11 protein-coding genes are annotated in these 21,597 nt (G+C 47.9%); 8 read left to right on the top strand and 3 right to left on the bottom strand.

All coding sequences use genetic code 11. From position 1 onward, the window contains the following. The first annotated feature begins 6 nt into the window (after positions 1–6). From ADJ77_RS11815 to ADJ77_RS11805, 3 genes are read left to right on the top strand one after another with little or no spacing between them, the layout of a single operon-like run. Positions 7–1,569 (top strand): RagB/SusD family nutrient uptake outer membrane protein, encoded by a 1,563-nt coding sequence (locus tag ADJ77_RS11815; protein WP_025078227.1) that lies wholly within the window; start codon positions 7–9, stop codon positions 1,567–1,569. A gap of 20 nt (positions 1,570–1,589) precedes the next feature. Beyond that, positions 1,590–2,522 carry a zinc-binding metallopeptidase gene (locus tag ADJ77_RS11810; RefSeq protein WP_025078226.1) on the top strand — a complete coding sequence of 311 codons (933 nt, stop codon included), beginning with the start codon at positions 1,590–1,592 and terminating at the stop codon, positions 2,520–2,522. Between the two features lie 10 nt (positions 2,523–2,532). Next, positions 2,533–3,813: a DUF4302 domain-containing protein gene (locus tag ADJ77_RS11805; RefSeq protein ID WP_025078225.1), complete on the top strand. Its 1,281-nt coding sequence runs from the start codon at positions 2,533–2,535 to the stop codon at positions 3,811–3,813. Positions 3,814–4,228: 415 nt separating this feature from the next. Here ADJ77_RS11805 and ADJ77_RS11800 read toward each other — a convergent pair whose 3' ends face one another. Together ADJ77_RS11800 and ADJ77_RS11795 are read right to left on the bottom strand one after the other, a co-directional pair. Further along, complete coding sequence (locus tag ADJ77_RS11800) at positions 4,229–5,779, bottom strand: hypothetical protein (protein WP_316931913.1); 1,551 nt, start codon at positions 5,777–5,779, stop codon at positions 4,229–4,231. Positions 5,780–5,819: 40 nt separating this feature from the next. Then, positions 5,820–6,032: a hypothetical protein gene (locus ADJ77_RS11795; RefSeq protein WP_025078223.1), complete on the bottom strand. Its 213-nt coding sequence runs from the start codon at positions 6,030–6,032 to the stop codon at positions 5,820–5,822. A 1,118-nt stretch (positions 6,033–7,150) separates the two neighbouring features. On the opposite strand from ADJ77_RS11795, the gene ADJ77_RS11785 reads away from it, so the two are divergent. Continuing rightward, a complete protein-coding gene (locus ADJ77_RS11785; RefSeq protein WP_050696456.1) occupies positions 7,151–11,590 on the top strand; it encodes a choice-of-anchor J domain-containing protein in 4,440 nt (1,479 codons plus the stop codon). Positions 11,591–12,029: 439 nt separating this feature from the next. Then, positions 12,030–14,591, top strand: a complete 2,562-nt coding sequence (locus ADJ77_RS11780; protein WP_025078221.1) for a C10 family peptidase — start codon at positions 12,030–12,032, stop codon at positions 14,589–14,591. Between the two features lie 444 nt (positions 14,592–15,035). On the opposite strand, the gene ADJ77_RS11775 is transcribed toward ADJ77_RS11780, so the two are convergent. Continuing rightward, positions 15,036–15,242: a hypothetical protein gene (locus tag ADJ77_RS11775; RefSeq protein WP_050696455.1), complete on the bottom strand. Its 207-nt coding sequence runs from the start codon at positions 15,240–15,242 to the stop codon at positions 15,036–15,038. 176 nt (positions 15,243–15,418) lie between these two features. On the opposite strand from ADJ77_RS11775, the gene ADJ77_RS11770 reads away from it, so the two are divergent. The 3 genes from ADJ77_RS11770 (at position 15,419) to ADJ77_RS11760 (ending at position 21,456) form a co-directional block, all read left to right on the top strand. Beyond that, positions 15,419–16,729, top strand: a complete 1,311-nt coding sequence (locus ADJ77_RS11770; protein ID WP_025078220.1) for an AAA family ATPase — start codon at positions 15,419–15,421, stop codon at positions 16,727–16,729. 6 nt (positions 16,730–16,735) lie between these two features. Next, positions 16,736–17,590 carry an RloB family protein gene (locus ADJ77_RS13605; protein ID WP_081784429.1) on the top strand — a complete coding sequence of 285 codons (855 nt, stop codon included), beginning with the start codon at positions 16,736–16,738 and terminating at the stop codon, positions 17,588–17,590. A gap of 557 nt (positions 17,591–18,147) precedes the next feature. Next, positions 18,148–21,456, top strand: a complete 3,309-nt coding sequence (locus ADJ77_RS11760) for a SusC/RagA family TonB-linked outer membrane protein (protein ID WP_050696454.1) — start codon at positions 18,148–18,150, stop codon at positions 21,454–21,456. The last annotated feature ends 141 nt before the right edge of the window (positions 21,457–21,597 follow it).

Below are 21,597 nucleotides of genomic sequence, written 5' to 3'. Positions count from 1 at the left end.
ATAAAAATGAAAAAGATAAGTGTTTTGCTTTTTGGATTAGGGCTTCTGAGCCTTTCTTCATGCAACGAGTTCCTGGACAAGCTGCCTGATGACCGTGCCGAGGTGAACACCTTTGAGAAGGTTACGCAGCTCGTGTCCTCAGCCTATGCGACGGCTTCTCCGGGTTTCCTGATGGAGTGGAGCAGCGACAACGTCACGGATAACGGTAAGACTTTCTATTATCAGCCGAGCCAGGACCAGGTATATCGCTGGCAGGATGTCAATACAAACGGTAATGACGACCCGCGGCAGGTGTGGGGATATGCCTATTATGCCGTCGGCAATGCCAATCAGGCACTGGCTGACCTCAGCAAGGTGACGGACGGCAACGTGGCTGCTGTGCGTGCCGAGGCTCTCCTCTGCCGTGCATGGGCGTTGTTCTGTCTGTCAAATGCTTTCTGTATGGCTTACGATGAGTCGAAGGCTGACAAATTCCTCGGGCTGCCTTATCCGAAAGAGGCGAACCAGACGGTTGACAGGCGTGGAACGCTGCGTGAACTCTATGAGAACATCAACGCCGACATAGAAGCTGCACTGCCTTATGTCAGCGAGGAGTATATGGCTGTTCCCAAGTACCACTTCAATCCACGTGCTGCCTATGCCTTTGCAGCTCGTTTCAACCTCTATTATCAGAAGTGGGAGAAGGCGGCAGAGTATGCTTCCAAGGCACTCGGCACACAGCCTGAATCGCTCATGCGTAATGTGGCACGTTACAGAACCCTGTCAGGAGGACGTAAGGAAATCCACGACAACTACATCAGTTCCAGTGAGAATGCCAACTTCATGCTCCAGACGGCTGTCTCTTATTTAGGTTATGCCACCCGTTACAGTTCCTTTGCCCGATATAATTTCGCCAACTTCCTCATCGGCAAGGAAATCTATTGGGCTAAGATGCCTTGGGGCGTGGGTACGACCAATAACACGCTCTATGAGTCACATCTCCTCTACGGTTCCAACCAGCAGGTGGTTTATCCGAAGCTGGCAGACGAGTGGGAGTACATTGATAATGCCAAGAGCAGGGGATATGTGCATGTGGTCAACCCGGTACTGACGGCTGACGAGACAATCCTTGTCCGTGCTGAGGCTGAGATCATGCAGAAGAAGTACACCGAGGCACTGAACGATATGAACACGTGGATAACGGTTCACTGCTCTCCCTCTTACGGTAACATGACGCGTCCCACGCTGACCGTCGCTTCCGTCAAGTCGTTCTTCGACGCCCAGACAACCGTCCCTGCCGAGTATGATACGAGCGAAAGCATGGGTATCAAGAAGCCTTTGCATCCACAGGGATTTACGATTGACGAGACACAGACCAACCTGCTCTATGCCTTGCTGCAGATGCGCCGCATAGAGACCTGCATGCAGGGACTGCGCTTCATGGACATCAAACGCTATGGCATTGAGTTCCCTCATCTGATTGACGGCGAGAAGCCCATCTACTTCAAGGCTGGCGACCTGCGTGGTGCCTTGCAGCTGCCGGCTGACGTCATTGAGTCAGGTATGGAACCAAACCCACGTACGAACTAAACAAGAGGAGGACATAACGTATGAAAACAATAAAATTCTTGCTCATCGCAGTGGTTGTTGCTTTGGCTGCTGCATGTTCAAACGACGATGTCGATACTGCCAACTCCATCTTCCCGAAGCAGGGTACGACGGCTGGGCAGACTGATTTCGACAAGTGGCTGCGGAAGAACTATACTGACCCTTATAACATCCGCTTCAACTATCTCTATATTGACCAGAACAGTGACATGTCTTATAATGTCAGTCCGGCTGACATCAAGAAGTCCATTGCACTGGCAAAGATCATCAAACACGTGTGGCTTGATGCTTATACGGAGCTGATGGGTGCCGACTTCCTCAAGCAGCACTGCTTCCGTGAGTTCCAGCTCATCGGTTCGGCGGAGTATACCAGCAACGGGTCTATCGTCCTTGGATTTGCCGAGGGCGGTATCCGTGTAAACCTCTTCCAGGTGAATGCCCTTGACCCTGCCAACATCTATATCGAGCAGTCGACACCGTACAGTACGTCCAGTGCGTTCGACCTGAACCGTGCCTACTTCCATACGATGCACCATGAGTTTGCGCATATCCTTACGCAGCTGAAAGACTATTCAACTGATTTCCGCACCATCTCAAAGGTGTATCACTCTGCCGACTGGGTGAACGTGACGGACAAGAAGTCAGGAGCTGAAGGATTCGTGACGGGTTATGCCAGCAGTGAGTACAATGAGGACTTTGCCGAGGTGTTCTCCTGCTATGTGACCGATACGGATGCCATGTGGCAGATGCGGCTTGAGCAGGCTGTTACGGCTGCCAATGGCGACGAGAGCGGCAAGAAAGCCATCCTTGCCAAGCTGAGCATCATCCGCACTTACCTCAAGGATTCATGGGGTGTCGACATCGACAAGCTGCGTACCATCGTGCTGCGCCGTGCGAATGAAGTGAGTACACTGAATCTCGAAACTTTAAATTAAGACTTGGATTATGAAAAAGATATTTTGTTTACTGTTTGCTTTGCCGGCATTCTTACTCGTGGCTTCATGTACGCCAGAGGTGGATGACGCTTTCGACAAGCCGTCTGCTGAACGCATTGCTGAGGCTATCAAGAATACAAAGGAGGTCCTGGTGGCTGCCCCGAACGGCTGGCGGATGGATTATCAGGGCTCTGGCGGCTTCGGTGGTTACAACATCCTCTGCAAGTTCGGAGCTGATAACAGTGTGAGCTGTGAGGAGGAAACGCAGAACGTCAAGAGCACATCGCACTATACGGTGCTGCAGGGACAGGGCGTACTCCTTTCCTTTGACTCCTTCAATGCTGCCCTGCACAAGTATTCCGACCCTGTGGGCAACCTCAACGGAAAGGCTGTCGGGAAGAACGGAAAAGGCTTCCTTGGCGACTTCGAGTTCCGGGTCATGTCATGTACCAAGGACAGTGTCGTACTGGAGGGGCGCAAGCACGGCGACCGTGTCGTCATGACGCCGATGCCGGAGAACCTCACATGGGACAGCTACTTCAGCCAGCTGTCAAGCGTCATTCAGGCAATGTATGCCGAACATTATAATGTTATCATCGGCAATGATACCTTCCCGGCAAGGATGAACCAGCACACCCTGCATGTAACGGATGCTGCAGGAAAGGATGTTGCTATCCCCTTCATCTATACGACGAAGGGACTCAGGGCGATGCAGGATAAGTCGCTGAACGGCAAGAAGCTGACTACCTTCGTGTATTCTTCTGACGATAAGTGGCTCGATGAGAACGACAAGACCATCCAGCTCCAGCCTCGTCCTACAACACCGCTTGAGGCATTCTTTGCCAATGACTGGACCATCAACGTGGGCTATAGCAGTACTGCGGAGATGAACATCTGGAAAACGGCAGCTGACTATGCCTTAAGTCAGAACATGAAGATATTTACCGTCTACTTCAGCACGCAGCCGGGCTTCCTTAGCTTGGCAGAGTATGTGGGGAATGCCTGGGGCGACATCAGGACGCTCTATAGTGTCAGTGGTACTGACCAGCTCACTATCAGCGGCTTCAAAATCAATAAAAAGGGAACTACTGGCGAGAAGAACGGTGCCGTCTTCTACAATAAGTACAAGATGGATGAGATAGCTAAGACCTTTCTGGTCAACGGTGCTCCTACGACCTATACTCTCACAACCAATAATCCTAAGAACCCTACGATGCTGCGCATGACCTGCAACAGCGACGATAACATCTCTTTCGTCTTTGACAGAGGTGTCTGGCGTGTGGACTTCTGATGTGCTCATAAAGGCTTACAATACAGCAATGAGGCTGTCTCAAAGGGTAATACCTTTGGGGCAGCCTTTCTTCATTCCTGCAAACCACTGTTGACGGATTGCGAATTGCCCGAATGTTTCTTCTGACTACGACTTGTCCGACTTACTCGAATGACAGTCGGAGAATGGCTTATGACAGATCCTTTGAAGCCTCCACCGTTTTTATCTTCTCATTTCCATCCGTAGTCTTTTAGTACATCTATTCGTGTCATTCGTAGTCTTTGTTATATCCTTTCTTAGTGTAATAAGTGTCATTCGTAGTATTGGAGTTACAGCCTTCCTGACAGTTGTTTCAGAAGACAGGAACAGGTGTGCGGACAGGGATAAATCCCCAAACCACACACCTGTCATTAATATATATAGATGATAAAAAATATTATTCAGAAGTCCATAACTTGAGTCCGTTCTCTCTGTCTCGGAGGTTACTTACTGTCACGTTATTGCTTACAAAATGAAGATTATATGCCCTATTGGAAATGACAGCCTCTGGCGTACTCGTCCAAAAGTATCCAGCAGTTCTGAAGTCCTTAAACTCATTCTTCTCATAGAATCCCATAGCAGGTATGAAGAAATAGTCATTGCGATTGGTTGGTGGACCCACTGCAACATTATTGTTGTTAGGTGGAGTTTCGTAAATACCAGCTTTAACACGATCTCTCCCATCAGGAGATACGGCTTTGAGTGCAGCAGCATTGGGTTTACTATTCTCTTTGGCAATGACCTCTGCTTTCTTGAACCACATACCGTTTGTATAGATATGTCCCCATACTGTCCACATCGTTGTGGTGTCCCAGCGTGGACCACCCTTCAGACAGTACCAGTGAAGCTCGTTGATGTTCGGGCAGTTCTTGGCAGAGTTGCTGGCAGAGTTATTGGTACCTTTTTTGTATTTAACAGCGTTGTACCAGCGTTGGGCGTCACCGCTGGTCGGGTAGGTCGTGATGTTGTTCATCCCATTCACCTTTGGCTGGTCATTTTCGTGTCCGAACCAGTAATCTTGCTTTGCATCCCATGTGTAGTACTTTGCATCAAACGCCCTCATGGTCAGTTTTGCAGGCATGTCATAGTAGCCATTAGCCTCGTAGGTAGATGAGCCGAAGGTTTTGGTGATAGTTCCCATGGTGCCCGTCTGTGTATCCTTTATGTAGTATTTAACTGTCAGCTTGTACTTTCCCGGTGCTATAACCATGAACATGCGACCTGTCTCACAGCCTGTTGTAGACAGATTATTCTTCAGCTGGAAGCCCTCGGTGCTGCCTGTTTCCTTGGGAGTGAGGGTGATGGTCTTGCTACCTCCGCCTTTTGCCGTCAGTTTGCCGTCACTTCCGAGCGTGTAGTTGCCCGCAATGTTCTGGTCGGCAGTCACCTCAACCTTGGTTACATAGCTTGTCTCCAGCGGGTGGTCGTATGACGGCTTGAAGCAAAGATATGCGGCAGCGTGTGTCAGCTTGAACTTGTACTGTCCGCCCTCCAGCGTTGCCTCGCCGACACCACAGTCGCCTGACGTGCCAAAGTGCATCGTATTGTCAGCTCCATTCTGCGTTTGTGTTGCGGCAATTGTCACGTTGTCATTCGTCTTGTCCTTACCTGGATAGTAGACCATGTATTTGTTCTGGCTGTATTTTCCAGGCATCATAAACTTGAAGCTCGGCACGTTCGTGCCCGTTACGGCATTGGAGCTGCCATAGAACTTGTTGTCGTCATCCTTTACGAAGATCTTGTCTCCAGCTTCCCAGTAGAAGTTGCTGTTGTCGTAGTTCAGCGATGTACGTGTGCCTTCGTTGCCGGCAAGGAAGGTTGCCTGTGCTGTTCCGCCCTTGTCGGTTTCTGGCTTTGTCGGTGTTTCCGTCGTCATGTCATCGTTCGAACAGCCCACAGCCGCTACCGCCAGCAGTGTTGCCAGCACCCAGTGATATGATATTTTCATTTTCATTCGTGTTTTGTTTTGTCGTCTTACGTTGTTGTTTTTATTCCTCCCATGAAATACTTGTGCTTTCTTCGCTGGTGAAAAACGCTTTCTTTGCTCCCTCACTCGACTCTTCCTGTGGTCCCTGTTTGTGGTTTCCTTTTTTGTGGTCGCCCGGGTAGGATGCTTCCATTAACTGGCAATCCATGTGGATGCGCATGATTTCAACCTCCGGCTTGGAGTAAACTGTTCTGATGATTTGTTCTTTCCTCATTGTTATATGATTTATATACGTGGACAAATTGCTGTTTCCTGTGAGAATTCTGAGTTATGGAAAATCATGTTTGTAGATAACTCTTAATGGTTCTTTCTGACAGGTTATCCCAAATGCAGGGCACGCCTTATCCTGTGTGAAAACGTGCACCCTTTCTTCCTTAAAAAATCTTTTTACGGTGCAAAATTACATGAATTATTTGTTTTTCAAAACTTTATATACGTTAAATTATGCCAACAAGGCAAGATTTTGAGACCGTTAGCCCCAATCATTCATTAGAAACCGGGCTGATTTTTTTGATTGTCTCCAGCTCTGTTTACGCCATGCCGACCAACGTTTGTAAACTATTTTCATACAGTTCAAAACCAATACATGGTCTTTTGGCTTTGAAAAGACGCCCAATTGACTTGCAATAGACGCCCTTTTGAGGTCTAACTGACGCCCTTTTGAAGTCCAATTAAGCACCTTTTCTTGCACTGCTTTATAACCAGCTGATTTACTGTTGGTTGCAAACTTGCTTTTTATGCGTATTTTTGCCTTTATCTGTAGATGTTTTACCCGGAATTATGTCATGAATTTTCAAACTGTTGTCTGCGCTTTTCAACGTATTAAGATGAAAAGGTTTCTGCGTCGGAGGATGATAACAGGATAGACAGCCAAGACCTTCTTGGCTATGTTTTGCTTAATGAATAATTCCAGTTCTTCCGTTAAAGCTATACGAAATGTGTCCACGCATTTAACGGATGAACCATATTTCAGATTGTAGAACAATGACGAAACACGGACATGTCAGTCCACTGTCCGGAGCGTAACGGATTATCCTGCCTGCAAGGAGGGCGGGGCAGGGGCATACAGGAAGGGCATCGGCTTAGGTTATGAATTTGTTTCGGCTCTCTATCCCAGATGTAATCACAGGCTGAATATTGCATTATGAGGGCATGGACAGGCAGGACTGAAATAGCACGGAAAGATGTTTTTGAGCAATATTTAATAATATTTTAAGGAGAGTATAAAACAATTTGCAATTTTTCTTGGATGTTTTGTGATATATTTATATATTTGCGCCAGTTATATTCCCTAATCTGGAAAACCTTAATTGTTAATTAAATCAATTGGACATGAGTAAAAAAATTACCAGACTGATTGCAGTATTTGCCATGGCAATGGCGATATTGCCTGCATCCGCACAAGTGATGCCAGTAAACAAGACGCCACTAAGTCCTTCCAGAAAGCTGTCCGGACAGAAAGCGGTACAGCAAAAGGTTGACCCGCTGAAGGTTTTTCCCACATTGCTGGCGAAGACACTGCCGAGAGGTGTCAAGTCGCCCTTCAGTAGTCCGACAGTTACTATCCAGCCCCCGGCACCGAAGAACATGCTGATGGTCAATCCCGACCTGACCATGTGGGGTAATCTTCTCACCAATGACCTCTTGGGAATTTATTCGTTCCATCCTACGTCCACCATTAACTTTGAACTTCTTTCCGACTACTACAAAGGCTATTTCAATGCCGGAAGTGGACTGGTTGATGGTGTGCTGCACGGCATGTTCCTTGATACCAGCTATGCCAGCTTCGGTATCATCAAGCTGTATCACTACGCCTTCGACACGGAGACATGGAAGGTGGCGATAGAGCCCGAGGAGCTGAACGACTTTAGTCTGATTGCCACCGAGACTGCCACCGACCCTGCTACGGGTGAAATCTTCGGTGAGTTCTTCAAGTCTGATCTCAGCGGACATGAGTGGGGTGTCATTGATTATGCCACTCTCAAGCGCACCTCCATTGCCCCTGCCACTCATAAGTATGTGGCGTTGGGAATTGCCAATGACGGCTTTGCCTATGGCGTTTCCAGCGATGGCGACCTCTACCAGATTGACCGTACAACGGGTACTGAGACGCTGAAAGGCTCAACAGGCGTGCAGGTGTCTGATGCCAACGGGAAATACTACACCCAGAGTGGAGAGTTTGATCCACGAACCAATGAGTTCTACTGGGCTTCAACTGACAAAGACGGTAAGTTCCAGCTTTATACCATTGACCTGACCAACGGTCATGCAACGCCCGTAGGCAGTTATTCGGAGACGGCATCAGTCATGGCACTTACCTTCCCGAAGGCACCGACCGCCGCCGGCGCACCAGCTGCCGCAACAGGCATCGCAGCCAACTTTGTTAAGGCAGCCAACAGCGGTACGGTAACTTTTATGGCTCCTGACAAGAAGTATGACGGGAGTAATCTGACTGGAAATCTGGCATACACCGTGTTTGCCAATGATGCAGAGGTAGCCAAGGGCAGTGTTGAGGCTGGCAAGCAGGCGACTGCCAACGTGACTGTAAACGAGGGTGTTGTCAACTTCATCATCGTCCTCAGCAATGATGCCGGTAAGAGTCCGAGAGCCAAGCTGACAACCTATGTCGGCTATGATGTGCCGGATGTTGTTGACAATCTGTTGCTGGATATTGACGAATCGGGTAATGCCGTCGTGACATGGACTGAACCGACGGAAGGTATCCACAAGGGTTATCTTGGCAGTCTCACCTATGATGTCTTCCGCAACGTAAACGGAGAAAGCGAGAAGGTGGCTGAGGGTATTTCCGCAACCATGTTCAGTGAGGAAATCTCCAAGGGGAAGCTGTCATCTTACTCCTACTCGGTACAGGCTGTCAATACGACAAAGAAGAGTGCACTGGCAACGACCGAGGGAAGGGTTTTCGGCTATGCGCTTGAAGTACCTTTCTTCGATGACCTTGCGACTGCTGCAAGTGCCAGACTCTATACGGTTCTCGATGAGAACAATGACCGGAGTACATGGGAATGGACCGGTGCCAAGGGTGGTGTCTACCAGTATCATTTCAATAAGGAAAACAGCGGTGATGACTGGTTGATGTCACCTCCAATCCACATGAAGGAAGGCAAGACCTATAACGTTTCATTCACGGCTGCGGCAGGACTGAAGGATTATGCTGAACGCCTGGAAGTGAAGTGGGGCGCAGGAAATTCCGTTGAGAACATGGAAGGAGTGCTGCTTCCTGCAACTGAGCTGACAGGTATCAACAACAAGACGTTCACGGGAACGATTAAGCCGGCTGCTGACGGTGATTACTGTCTGGGCTTCCATGCTATCTCCGCTCCTGACAAATATACGATTGTTCTTGATTCCATCTCTGTGGAATGTGCTGCCGACGCGAAAGCACCTGCCGCTGTTGACAATCTGGCTGCTACTGCCGATGCAACGGCTGCACTGAAGGCTACACTGAAGTTCAATGCTCCTGCCAAGGCGGTTGACGGTTCAGCACTTACGGACATCACGGAGATTAAGGTGAGCTGTGGCGACCGTATGGTGAAGACCATCTCTAACCCGGCTCCGGGCAGTATGCAGACAGTTGTTGATGAGGCTGCCGTAAACGGTGAGAATATCTATACCGTCATTGCATACAATGCTCATGACTTCGGTTTGAAAGCTACTGCCAAAGTCTATGTGGGGCAGGATACCCCGCTGTTGGGAAAGGTCAAGGCTACTGACCTGACTACGGCAGTCAATCTCAAGTGGGAAGTTCCGACAGGAGTCCACGATGGTGTCATACTGCCGGCAGAGGTATCATACAAGATTCATAATATCAGTGACGAAGGCAAACTCAGTGATCAGATTGCCAAAATCAAGGGTACGACGGAATATACCGTTACCGGATTGAACACCAACGAAGGTGAACAGAAGTACCAGCGATGGGCTGTCAATGCTGAGAATGTCGCCGGACCAGGTAACTGGGTAGCAGGAGCGGTTGTCGTAGGTGCTCCTTACACACTCCCGTTCCACAACAGTTTCAAGGGTGGTACCATCGAGGATCAGTTTGTAGGGCTCGAGTCGTCAGGAAGAAATACGACATGGGCTGTCACGAATGATGTATCTTCTGATAACGACAACGGCGCCATCATCTTCCGCCCGTCAGAGCCGGGTGTGTCGACTATCCTCACAGGTAAGATAAGCCTTCGTGGTGCAATGAGCCCGAAACTTGTCTTCGACTATCGAGGTGACGGTACACCGAAGGAAAAGGTTGAAATGCTCTTCCAGAAGAAGGATGGCAGTAAGACCGAACCTATATGGGTAAACACACAGGCTTCTACGAATGGCGTATGGACGACCTATACCGTGAATATTCCAGAGGAGCTGACAGAGGAAGACTATGTCCTGCTGCGTGTTGTCGGCACGGCGGATGCTGTTTCCGATGACCCTGTATATGTTGACAATATCAACATTGCTGACCCGTTCCAGAAGGATGCAGCCGTAGAACTGACTGCACCTGAAAGTGTAAGGAAGGGACAGACTGCCAAGTTCAATGTGAAGGTGACCAATCTCGGTCTTGACAAGATCGAGAATGTAAAGGTTGCCCTTACGGTCAATGGTAAGGTTGTCAAGGAAGAAACCGTCAGCAAGAGCCTTTCACTGCTTCAGTATGAAGAAGTCTTCATCAGCTATAAGACCACAAGTCTCGAGGCTTCCGAGAAGCTCAACGTCAAGGCAACGGTTACTGTAGACGGCGACCTCGACCTTGAGAACAACGAATCGGATGCTACCGTCAAGTTAGAGACACCTGATGTTCCTGCACCACAGAATCTCCGTGCGGTAGGTGGGAATGCTTCAACCGTGAAGCTGGCATGGGATGCACCGGCATCGGAAGCTGCTGACAGGACGGATGACTTCGAGCGTTATGAGGCTTGGGGGACTGACTTCGGCGACTGGACGACCGTCGACAATGACCATGGATATGCAGGTGGACTCATCGAGGGGGCACGCTATCAGCACCAGGGTGAGCAGTTTGCTTTCATCAACTGGCAGCCGGCTGACATCTTCGAGTCAAGTAAGGAGTTCAATGCACACTCCGGTGGGAAGGCCGCAGTTGCTATTTATCAGGTAGACGAGTCGGCTAACGACTATGTCGATGCTGACAACTGGCTCATCAGTCCACAGCTTTCAGGCAAGGCACAGACCGTACGCTTCTGGGTCAACAACCTCAAGGCACAGGATGCAAGCTATGGTACGGAGAACTTCGACGTGCTCGTTTCAGAGACAGACAATGATACGGCACACTTCGTCAAGAAGGGTGATACGTATGTACAGGCTTCTGGCGAGTGGACGGAAATCAGCGTTGATGTTCCTGAAGGCACCAAGTTCTTTGCCATCCATCACATTACCGGTAAGAACAACGTGTTTGTATTCATGGTTGATGACGCTACTTTCGAGACGGGTTCTGGTCCGATTTCATACAACATCTACCGTGATGGCGTGTGCATCGGCAGTTCCTACAAGGTAACCAGTGATGAGATGCAGTATGACAATGCGGCGCATAAGTACAGCGTTACAGCAGTCTATGCGGATGGAGCAGAGTCGCAGCCAGTGGAGATTGATATTACGACAGCCATCCAGAAAGTCAATGCCAACGGTGAAGTAGTCTACGATGTCTATACCATCGACGGCAAACAGCTTCTGAAGGGAGCCCGGAGTCTGGGCACCTTGGCAAAGGGTATCTATATCGTCAATGGCAGAAAGACAGTCATCAGATAAAATGCAGTCATCTGATGCAGTCACATAATTGACACTAATGGAACCGGAACCCTCATTGAAGGGTTGCGGTTCCATATCTTCGTGTTTATAACTACAGTTTATGCTGTCTGGTAATCCCCAATCGTTCATTAGTGCCTGAACAGGTTTTGTTCTACAGTCGGGCAGGTGGTCGGTCTTTGTAACGAAGGCGTAGCGGATCACGCCGAGTTCCAGAGACGGACAAGAAACCGACTATATAATGCCAACAATGAACTTTCTTACCGTTTCCGACCAGTGTGTTTTTGCCTGTCACATGTGGTGTTGTTGGTAAGCACCAATGGTGTCGGGGGCAGGACAGCAGTAAAAATACAATAAGAAAAATACCTGTTTGCTGAGAACCAGTTGCCACAGGAATGCTGTCGGCAGGCAGGAAAGTCAGAAACAATCACATCCATTCAGTATGATGAACTTCAGAAAACGATTATCCATGAGTCTGTTGTTGGCACTAAGCATAGCTTTGTCAATCTCAGCCGCACCAAGAACAAAGGCTGCCATCAGAGCCGCAGCAGCACAGGTGTTCAGCCAGTCGCCGGCACTGAGTATGAGCGGTGCGCACAGAGACGAGCTCAAGACGCTACAGGCGAACAAGGCATATACCGTCATGGGATATAAGAAAGGAGGGTTCGTTATCATCAGCAATGACGACCTCGTCCCGGCTGTTATTGCCTGTTCGAGCACTGTTTTCGACAAGAACACTAAGAACGAGGGCTTCAAATGGTATCTCACTGCTGCCGAGAACGCCATCAATAACATAGTGGCAAAGGGCACTCCAAGTAAGATGGTCATGCCCAATGCTGACAAGTATGCCCCGCAGGTATCCTCGTTCATCTCGTCGGAATGGGGACAGGAACGACCTTACAATGACCTCTGTCCTGAAGCAACAGCCTCAGGAACAGGTGCCTGGCAGGGCTATGGCGGTACGGGAAGAGCCGTAACGGGATGTGTGGCTACAGCCATGGCGCAGATAATGAGCTACAACGGCTATCCTAAGAAGGGGACAGGCACGCACTCCGTGAGCGTCAAACAGGCTGACGGAACGAAGAAGCTGGTGACGGTCAACTATGACGAGAGTGTGTATGACTGGGCAAACATGATTGACAGCTACAAGGGTAAGTACAGCGAGGCGCAGGGAAAGGCTGTGGCAAAGCTGATGCTTGATTGCGGTGTGGCAGCCGATATGATGTATGCCACTGATGCTTCGGGAACCTATATGCAGAATGCCTGTGAAGGACTAAGGCGTAACTTCGGCTACTCGGAGACAACCCAGATGCTCGTGCGTGAGGACTACAGTGAGGAAGCATGGATGGACATGGTGTTCAACGAGCTCAACGCACGCCGTGCCATCCTCTATACAGGACTGGATTCCAAGAACGGCGGACACGCTTTCGTGCTGTGCGGATACGATGCCAGCGGCAAGGTGTGGGTTAACTGGGGATGGGAAGGAAACTTTGATGGATTCTATGATATAAGTCTTCTGAACCCTACAGGCAATAAGTTTTCGGAACATCAGGACATGATTATAGGCTTTGAGGGGATACATGGCGAACTGCTCCAGGATACTGTCAGTGTCAGCGAACCCGGAAAGCTGTCATCACTCATCAGTGATTCCACCTATAACAGGATTTCAAAGTTGAAGGTGAACGGCAGAATCAACTCAACCGACCTGCGCACCATCCGTCAGATTGCGGGATGTGACGTGAACGGAATGATGCTGCGCAGTTCACTTACAGAACTCGACCTCGGTGATGCGGAGATTATTGATGGGGGAGAGCCTTACCTTATAGATGGTAAACGGCAGCTGACCACCGTGAAGCATGAAGTTCCAGAGCGTGCATTCTATGGCTGCAAGACCCTGCACAGGCTCATTCTTCCCAAGACAACTGTTTCCATCGCAGACGGGGCGTTTGGCAAGCTGTCACGCCTTGACTCCATATCCATACCTGCAGACGACAGCCGGAACTATATCTTTGACGGGCGGATACTGATGACAAAGGACACAACGGAAATCATATCCGTGCTGCCTTGCAATACAGGAGAACTTACAGTGAGGAAAGGTGTTGTCAGGATTCACAGCTATGGGCTTGCAGGTTGCAGCAGTCTGACGAAGGTAACGCTGCCCAATACGCTCAAGGAAATTGGTGATGAGGCATTTGCCGGCAATAACACCCTCTCTGCTATCCGTCTTTATGCAAGGAAAGTGCCAGCGTTAGGGCGCAACGTGTTCGCCGACCTTAACAGGATTGTTACCCGGCTCCAGATTCCGTCAGGTACAAAGAATCTCTATAAAAGCAGTGACCAGTGGAAGGACTTCAACGTCGTTGAATTCGGTACTACCATTAAGGTGCGCAATGCCTCAAGAACTTATGGCAAGGCAAATCCGAAGTTCGGGTGGCAGATGAAGGGTGACTATGTCGATGGTACGCCTCTGCTGACATGCGAGGCAACGCCTGCTTCTCCTGTGGGAAGATATGTTATCAGTGTTTCCCGTGGTTCCATCACGGAAGAGGAGGTGGAATTTTCCAGCGGATACCTCTATGTACAGAAAGCCACTGCCAATCTCCGTGCAAAGAACCTGACTGTGGGCATAGGGGAAACGCCGGTCTTCGGCTACACTGTGGACGGACTGCAGAACAACGAAACGGCCGTGGAACTCACGGAAGCACCTGTGTTCACCGTTAAGGACAGTGATGGTAAGGTGGTTTCTTCTTTCGATGTGCCCGGCCAGTATGTCATTGAAGTAGCTGGCGGTCTTGCTGACAACTATCTCTTCAACTACTTCCCCGCACAGCTCACCGTCCAGTCTGCTGCCAATGGAATATCCCCCACTCCGCAGGCAGCTCCATCCGCCACATTCGATGTCTTTACGCTTGACGGCATCTGCGTAGCCAAGGCTGTTTCTGATTTCAGCAGTCTTGCCAAGGGCGTCTATGTCGTCAATGGCAGGAAGGTACGTGTCAGGTAGGAATCCTGTGTTGGAAATGAGATTTGTAATCAAGCAGGGGCGTACAGCTTTGTACGCCCCTTTTTTTGTGCTGAAGGTGAAAGAGCACTGCGCCGGCAATGCTTTTCTTCACCTTCCCTGTTCCTTGTTTTTCCTTGTATAGACACATAAAGCCTCTTTTAGAGAAGTATGAAAAAGGAGACCGGACAGCTGATGTGAAGCGATGAAATATTCTTACATAAAAACGGAAAAACCTTTTTAAAATCATGAAAAGGCAGGGTGAGGCGTCAAACGTGCAATCTGCAGAGTATCAGCTGATTGTAAAGTCGTAAAATAACCAGTGCTTAATTGCGTTCCAATTAACGCCCTTTAAGCGTCCAATTAAGCCTTAGTTGCAGCGCAATTAAGCACCTGTTGTTTTCCGTGATTGATTTTATTTTTACAAAAGGACGTGTCGTTCCAAAATTATTCCGTGGGGTAACGAAGCCTTTTGGAGTCGTGAGGAAATTCAATCCCACTCTCTAAGTTGACTACAATAGGCTCATTATCCTTATTAATCGTACTGTTTCCTGACATCTTTTGTTTTCTTGTCGGTATCGTGTCAGTCCATTTTAGCTTGCCGTAGCCTGCTACGCCTTTGTTACAAAGACCAGCAGCTCGATAGTAAAACAAAACCTGTTCAGGCTCTAATGAACTGATCTGCGCTGAAAATAGGATAACATGTCGCGTTTTTGCGTGAAAATTTCACGGACTAATCTTTTTTTTATATATTTGCACTTGTGAAATAATAGATATATTTAGATATTATCTGTATTTATTCAATTATGTTCATTTAAAATCTGTGCATTATGTTACTCCGAGTTATATTAAAGAACTTCCTGTCATTTGAAGATGAGGTCCAGTTTGATATGTTCCCTAATATGAAAAGAACATCGCTTCCTGATCATATCTCAAAGGCAGCAGGCGTTTTACCTGTACTGAGAATGGCTGCCATATATGGTGCTAATGGTGCAGGCAAATCTAATATGTTAAAGGGAGTTGAATTTATCAAGTCGTTGGTAACTGATAAAGAGTTCTTAAATCAATCAGAAGTCTCCAGATATTTTTATGCTTTAAGGAAAGAGTCCGACTCCCAACCGATAGAACTGGCAATAGAGTTTGTTACAGAAATAGGAAAAGCATACCTCTATTCTGTGGAAATCGCTAAAGATGGGATTAAGTCTGAAATATTAAAGGAATCCGGACTTGGCTTTAAAGAGAACAGAGATGTGTTTACAAGAGATGGTGAGTCCTTATTCTTCGCAGTAAAGCCGTCAGATGAGGTGGAGCGGATGATTAGAGGATGGTTAGAGAAGAACCCTTTTGCAAGTTTATTGACGATTAATGATGATATGCCTGTGTTAACTGATGAGCACATCGCAATTGCCAAGAGGTGGTTTCATGAAGAGTTGGTTTTAATAGGTCTAAATACAATCTGCCCGACTTTAATAGAGATATTCAGAAAAAATGAAGATATCAATAAATTTGCATCTGACCTTTTTAAGGTTGTTGACTTAGGAATCAATGAGGTTAAGGTTCAAACAGAGGATTTTGATGATTGGATTCGCGCTCATAATGAAACCGATGTGCCTATTGAAAGATTAAAGAACATGCAGTCTGGAGCAATTTCTACATTTGATAAAAATAGGAATATAAGAAATGTCGTTATAGAGGAAGGAGTCAGAAAAGTCAGCCAATTGATGTTTGAGCAGTTCGGAAAAAACGGCTTCTCAAAGGATATGGATATCATGGCTCAGTCAGATGGCACCGTTCGTTTACTTACGCTTGTCCCTGCATTTTATGATGCGATAAAGCTGGGGAAAACTGTATTGATTGATGAGCTGGATCATAGTGTTCACCCGCATCTCATAAGAGAGTTGGTAAAATACTTCTCCCGGCAGGAAACAACAGGTCAGCTGATATTCACTACTCACCAGACTTGTTTGTTGAATCAGGACTTTATCCGTACAGATGAGGTTTGGATGGTGGAGAAGAAGGAGGGTAGCACCAGGATGTACTCACTAAATGAGTTTAAGATTCATAATACCATCAAGATTGAAAACGGATATATGGAAGGACGTTATGGTGCAATTCCCTTTATTGGAGAGCTGAATATGTAATAGCTTATGGACTTTTCAAAGCTAACATACAAAAAAGGTGAGTCTGAAGAGACTTTGGAAAAGCCTGTTCAGCACGAAGAAGAAGTTGAACAATCAAATGTAGAAGAAAATGAAACTGTCAGCGTTGATACACCTTCTGCTCTGCCTCTCGGCTATCAGAAGGGTGACAGTTTCCGTACACCATCACTTGTTCTTATTATCTCTGGTGGAGAAAAAAGAGAAAAAGATTTCCTGAAAGAGCTTATTAATGGTCAGAAGATTTCAGCTTTAAAGGTATTGTTCTTTACAGAAGAAAGGCAAGGGTTACAGCCATATCAAATGCAGGAAAAATGGCAGAGCATTTGTGATGCTGGTGAGTTTGTACTTAACAATCTGTCTCATCATTTAGACAAGATGGATGAGGTGTTCCTGTTGTCTGATGTTGATGAATTCTATGAGCAGTTACAGAAGATTCTTTCTTCTAAGCCAGCTGCTGACCGAGGCAACTGGATAATAAGTAATCCATGCTTTGAGATATGGCTTTACTATTGTTATAAGAATGACTCCACTCACGACTTGGCTTGTATAGAACCATTAACAGTTGTAGAACGAAGCAAAAGATTAAAAAAGGTTTGTAATGAAATTGTAAAAGGTGGTCTTCACGGGCAATATGCTTTTGAACATCTACAGGAAGGTGTAGAACATAGTCTTGAGCATTATCGGGAGGACAATAATGATATTCCTGTTCTTTTCGCCACTCAAATGCACAGATTGGCTCAGTTTATAATAGGTAGAATGAATGCGAATGCCAACGAGTACGATGCATATCTTAAACAGCAGCAAATTAATTTGGAAGAGATAAGGAAGAAGAGCGAGGTGTAATTAGATTATACTGTTGCAAAAGAATAATTATCATAAGTATTTTGAAGTATTGGTGTGCGGTAAACTTCTGACAATCCCTATTTTCCTCTCCGCAATACCCATGAACAGGTGTTGCTTCATGGAGTTAGTAGTCAGCAAATAAAAGGTTTTATAGATGGTTTACGGGCGGTTCATAGATGAATCGGTGTTGGTTTGCTGTTATAGGTGTTATTTATGCGGTTTTTATTAGGATTAGTAATTAATAAGCTGAAATTTAATAGAAAATGTAATTTAAGATGATAAAAACTTGCGGTTGTTATAAATAATTTCTAAATTTGCAGCCTATATGGTAAAAGATTTTAAGAATTATGAATGAGTGGCGGTATGCCCTTATTATATAATGAGTACGACTTATTCCTTGTGAAAGGATTGTGCTGCGAACAAGGATACGTAAGTTCAGGAGACTGTTAAACGTAGGTAAAGCAAACAGTTGCGCATAAGTTGAGCGAAACTTTTATACATGCAGTTTAGCGAAACAGTAACACAATAATAATTCATTTAATAACAAAAAGAGATCTATGGAGAAAAGATTTACTCTGTTTTTGTTTGGTCTTATCCTGTCTTTGGGCACGGCATTCGGTCAGGCAAAAATCAATGGTACCGTAGTTTCTCAGGACGACGGGGAAGCCGTTATCGGTGCGTCAGTCATGGTACAGGGTACCACGACGGGTACTGTCACCGACATTGACGGTCACTTCTCGCTCGATGTTCCTGCAGGAAAGAAACTCGTAGTCAGTTACATCGGTATGGTCACGCAGACCCTTGCTGCCAAGGATGGCATGAAGGTAGTGCTTGCCAATGACAATCACCAGCTCACCGAGGTTGTCGTGACGGGTATGACCCAGCAGGACAAGCGCCTCTTCTCAGGTGCTGCCACGAAGATTGACGCTTCAAAGGCGAAGCTGGATGGTATGGCTGACGTGAGCCGTTCGCTCGAAGGGCGTGCTGCCGGTGTGAGCGTGCAGAACGTGTCAGGTACGTTCGGTACTGCTCCGAAGATCCGTGTGCGTGGTGCCACGTCAATCTTCGGTTCGTCAAAGCCGCTTTGGGTTGTTGACGGTGTCATCATGGAAGACATTGCCAATGTTGATGCAAGTTCGTTGTCATCAGGTGATGCGAAGACCTTGATTTCTTCAGCCATTGCCGGATTGAACGCTGACGACATTGAGAGCTTCCAGATTCTGAAGGACGGTTCGGCTACATCTATCTATGGTGCGCGCGCCATGGCGGGTGTGATTGTCGTGACGACGAAGAAGGGTAAGGCTGGTCAGAGCCATCTGAGCTATACCGGCGAGTACACCCTCCGTCTGAAGCCAAGCTACAGGAACTTCAATATCATGAACTCACAGGACCAGATGGAGGTTTACCGTGAGCTGGAGAAGAAGGGTTACCTGAACTATGCCGAGATTGCAAATGCCTCAACGAGTGGCGTCTACGGTCGTATGTACCAGCTGCTCTCCCAGTATGACACTACAAAGGGACAGTTCGGTCTGGAGAACACACAGAGAGCACGTGATGCTTACCTGCGTGCAGCGGAATACCGCAACACCGACTGGTTCGGCCAGCTTTTCTCAAGCTCAATCATGCATAACCACTCTGTCAGTGCATCAGGCGGTACGGACAAGGGGCAGTACTATGCTTCCCTCTCTGCAATGTATGACCCGGGATGGTACAAGTCAAGCCGTGTGCAGCGTTACACTGGTAACATCAATACCACTTACAACATCAACAAGCAGATCGGTCTGAACCTTATTGCCAATGCTTCTTACCGTAAGCAGAGGGCTCCGGGCTCACTGAGCCGTACCATCGACCCTGCAACAGGTGCCGTAAGCCGTGCGTTCGACATCAACCCTTACTCTTACTCTCTGAATACGTCACGTACACTCGACCCTAACGAGTTCTACACACGTAACTATGCTCCGTTCAATATCTTCAACGAGTTGAACAACAACTATATGGACCTTAACGTACACGACTTCCGTGTACAGGCAAGTGTTGACTATAAACCTGTCACGAAGGTGAAACTTACTGCCTTGGTGGCTGTCAAGAGTGCGGCTTCAACCATGGAGCACTCCGTTCGCGAGAACTCCAACCAGGCGCTGGCTTACCGTGCTATGGGTACGACGACCATCCGTGATGCGAACCCTTACCTCTACAAGGATCCGGACAATCCGTTCGCCCTTCCTGAGTCAATCCTCCCTGAGGGCGGTATTCTCGACAGGACAGGTAACCACTTCTTCGGCTGGGACACACGTCTTTCGGCTGCATATAATGATGTTTTCAACGATACTCATATCGTGAATCTCTATGCCGGTGTGGAAAGCAACAGCGTTGACCGTAAGCAGACCTTCGACCGTGAATGGGGTATGATGTTCGATGCTGGCGAGATTGCCAAGCTGAACTACCGTGCCTTCAAGATGTTCCAGGAGCAGGGTACGGACTATTACTCTTTATCAAACACCCACATCCGCAGTCTTGCTTACTTCGGTACAGGTACCTATTCTTATAAGGGCCGCTACCAGATGACTGGTACTTTCCGTTATGAAGGTACGAACTATCTGGGCAAGGCTACCTCTGCCCGCTGGCTGCCGACCTATAACGTCTCCGGTGCATGGAACGCACACGAGGAAGGCTGGTTCAGCAAGCTGTTCAAGCAGGCGCTGACTCATGCGACATTCCGTCTGAGTTATTCACTCACCGGTGACCGTCCTCCTGTTACGAACTCACTGCCAATCTTCTCGGCAACAGTGCCTTGGCGTCCGTTCACAACCGTACAGGAGACTGGTTACGACGAGCAGTTCGGTAACAAGAACCTTACCTATGAGAAGAAGCGTGAGTTCAACCTCGGTTTCGACTTCGGTTTCCTTGACAACCGCATCAACCTTACCACCGACTTCTACTGGCGTCGCAATAGTGACCTTATCGGTTACGTGAACCATCCACAGCTGGGTTCCTACAACCTTGCCAACGTTGCTTCAATGAAGTCAAACGGTATGGAAATCTCCTTGAACACACATAACATCAAGGGCAAGGACTTCAGCTGGGAGACGAACTTCATCTTCTCATGGACCCACAATGAGATTACCAGCCTCTTCACCCATGCACGTGTCATCGACCTCGTACAGGGAACAGGTTACAGTCTTGTAGGTTATCCTGTCAACTCCATCTTCAGCATCCCGTTCGCTGGACTTAACGGCGAGGGTCTGCCGACGTTCATGAACGAGGACGGCAACAGAACCATCTCCGACATCAACCTCCAGGAGCGTGACCAGGAGAAGATCAAGTATCTGAAGTATGAAGGTCCTGCTGACCCGACGACAACCGGCTCATTCGGTAACATCTTCCGTTACAAGAACTGGGACCTCAACGTATTCGTAACTTACAGCTTCGGCAACAAGGTACGTCTCAACCCGGTGTTCAACCGTACCTATGACGACATGGACGCACTGCCTAAGGAGTTCCGCAACCGCTGGACACACGGTGGCGACGAGGCTTCTACTGACATCCCTGTCATCGCTTCACGCCGTCAGAACCGCAATAACCCACAGCTGAACGTGGCTTACAATGCCTATAACTATTCAGATGCACGTATTGCAAAGGGTGACTTCATCCGCATGAAGGAAATCTCACTGGGCTACACCTTCCCGGCTGCAATGATCAGACACATCGGTGCAAACAGTCTCGCACTGAAGCTGCAGGCAACCAACCTCTTCCTGTTCTATGCTGACAAGAAGCTGAACGGTCAGGACCCGGAGTTCTTCAATACGGGTGGTGTGGCTGCCCCGGTTCCAAAGCAGTTCACCCTGACATTGAGATTAGGTCTTTAATATCTTAACTGAGGTTCATGCTCAGCAGGAGGTTTGCCGGCACAGGCAACATGATTACAAGCCGTTTGTAATAGGATTACAAAGCCTTTGTAACATGATTACAAGCCGTTTGTAACATCGTGGAATGACAAAGAACGGCGG

Origin of the sequence: Prevotella fusca JCM 17724 (genome assembly GCF_001262015.1) — a bacterium.
Lineage (GTDB): Bacteria > Bacteroidota > Bacteroidia > Bacteroidales > Bacteroidaceae > Prevotella > Prevotella fusca.
Note: the sequence above shows the minus strand (reverse complement) of the source record. Positions and strands in the feature narration are given on the sequence as shown.

Bases quoted from the DNA above. Each gene is read 5' to 3' on its own strand.
- ADJ77_RS13605 (WP_081784429.1), top strand. From the start codon at position 16,736: ATGGACTTTTCAAAGCTAACATACAAAAAAGGTGAGTCTGAAGAGACT.
- ADJ77_RS11780 (WP_025078221.1), top strand. From the start codon at position 12,030: ATGATGAACTTCAGAAAACGATTATCCATGAGTCTGTTGTTGGCACTA.
- ADJ77_RS11795 (WP_025078223.1), bottom strand. From the start codon at position 6,032: ATGAGGAAAGAACAAATCATCAGAACAGTTTACTCCAAGCCGGAGGTT.
- ADJ77_RS11805 (WP_025078225.1), top strand. From the start codon at position 2,533: ATGAAAAAGATATTTTGTTTACTGTTTGCTTTGCCGGCATTCTTACTC.
- ADJ77_RS11810 (WP_025078226.1), top strand. From the start codon at position 1,590: ATGAAAACAATAAAATTCTTGCTCATCGCAGTGGTTGTTGCTTTGGCT.
- ADJ77_RS11815 (WP_025078227.1), top strand. From the start codon at position 7: ATGAAAAAGATAAGTGTTTTGCTTTTTGGATTAGGGCTTCTGAGCCTT.
- ADJ77_RS11785 (WP_050696456.1), top strand. From the start codon at position 7,151: ATGAGTAAAAAAATTACCAGACTGATTGCAGTATTTGCCATGGCAATG.
- ADJ77_RS11760 (WP_050696454.1), top strand. From the start codon at position 18,148: ATGGAGAAAAGATTTACTCTGTTTTTGTTTGGTCTTATCCTGTCTTTG.
- ADJ77_RS11770 (WP_025078220.1), top strand. From the start codon at position 15,419: ATGTTACTCCGAGTTATATTAAAGAACTTCCTGTCATTTGAAGATGAG.
- ADJ77_RS11800 (WP_316931913.1), bottom strand. From the start codon at position 5,779: ATGAAAATATCATATCACTGGGTGCTGGCAACACTGCTGGCGGTAGCG.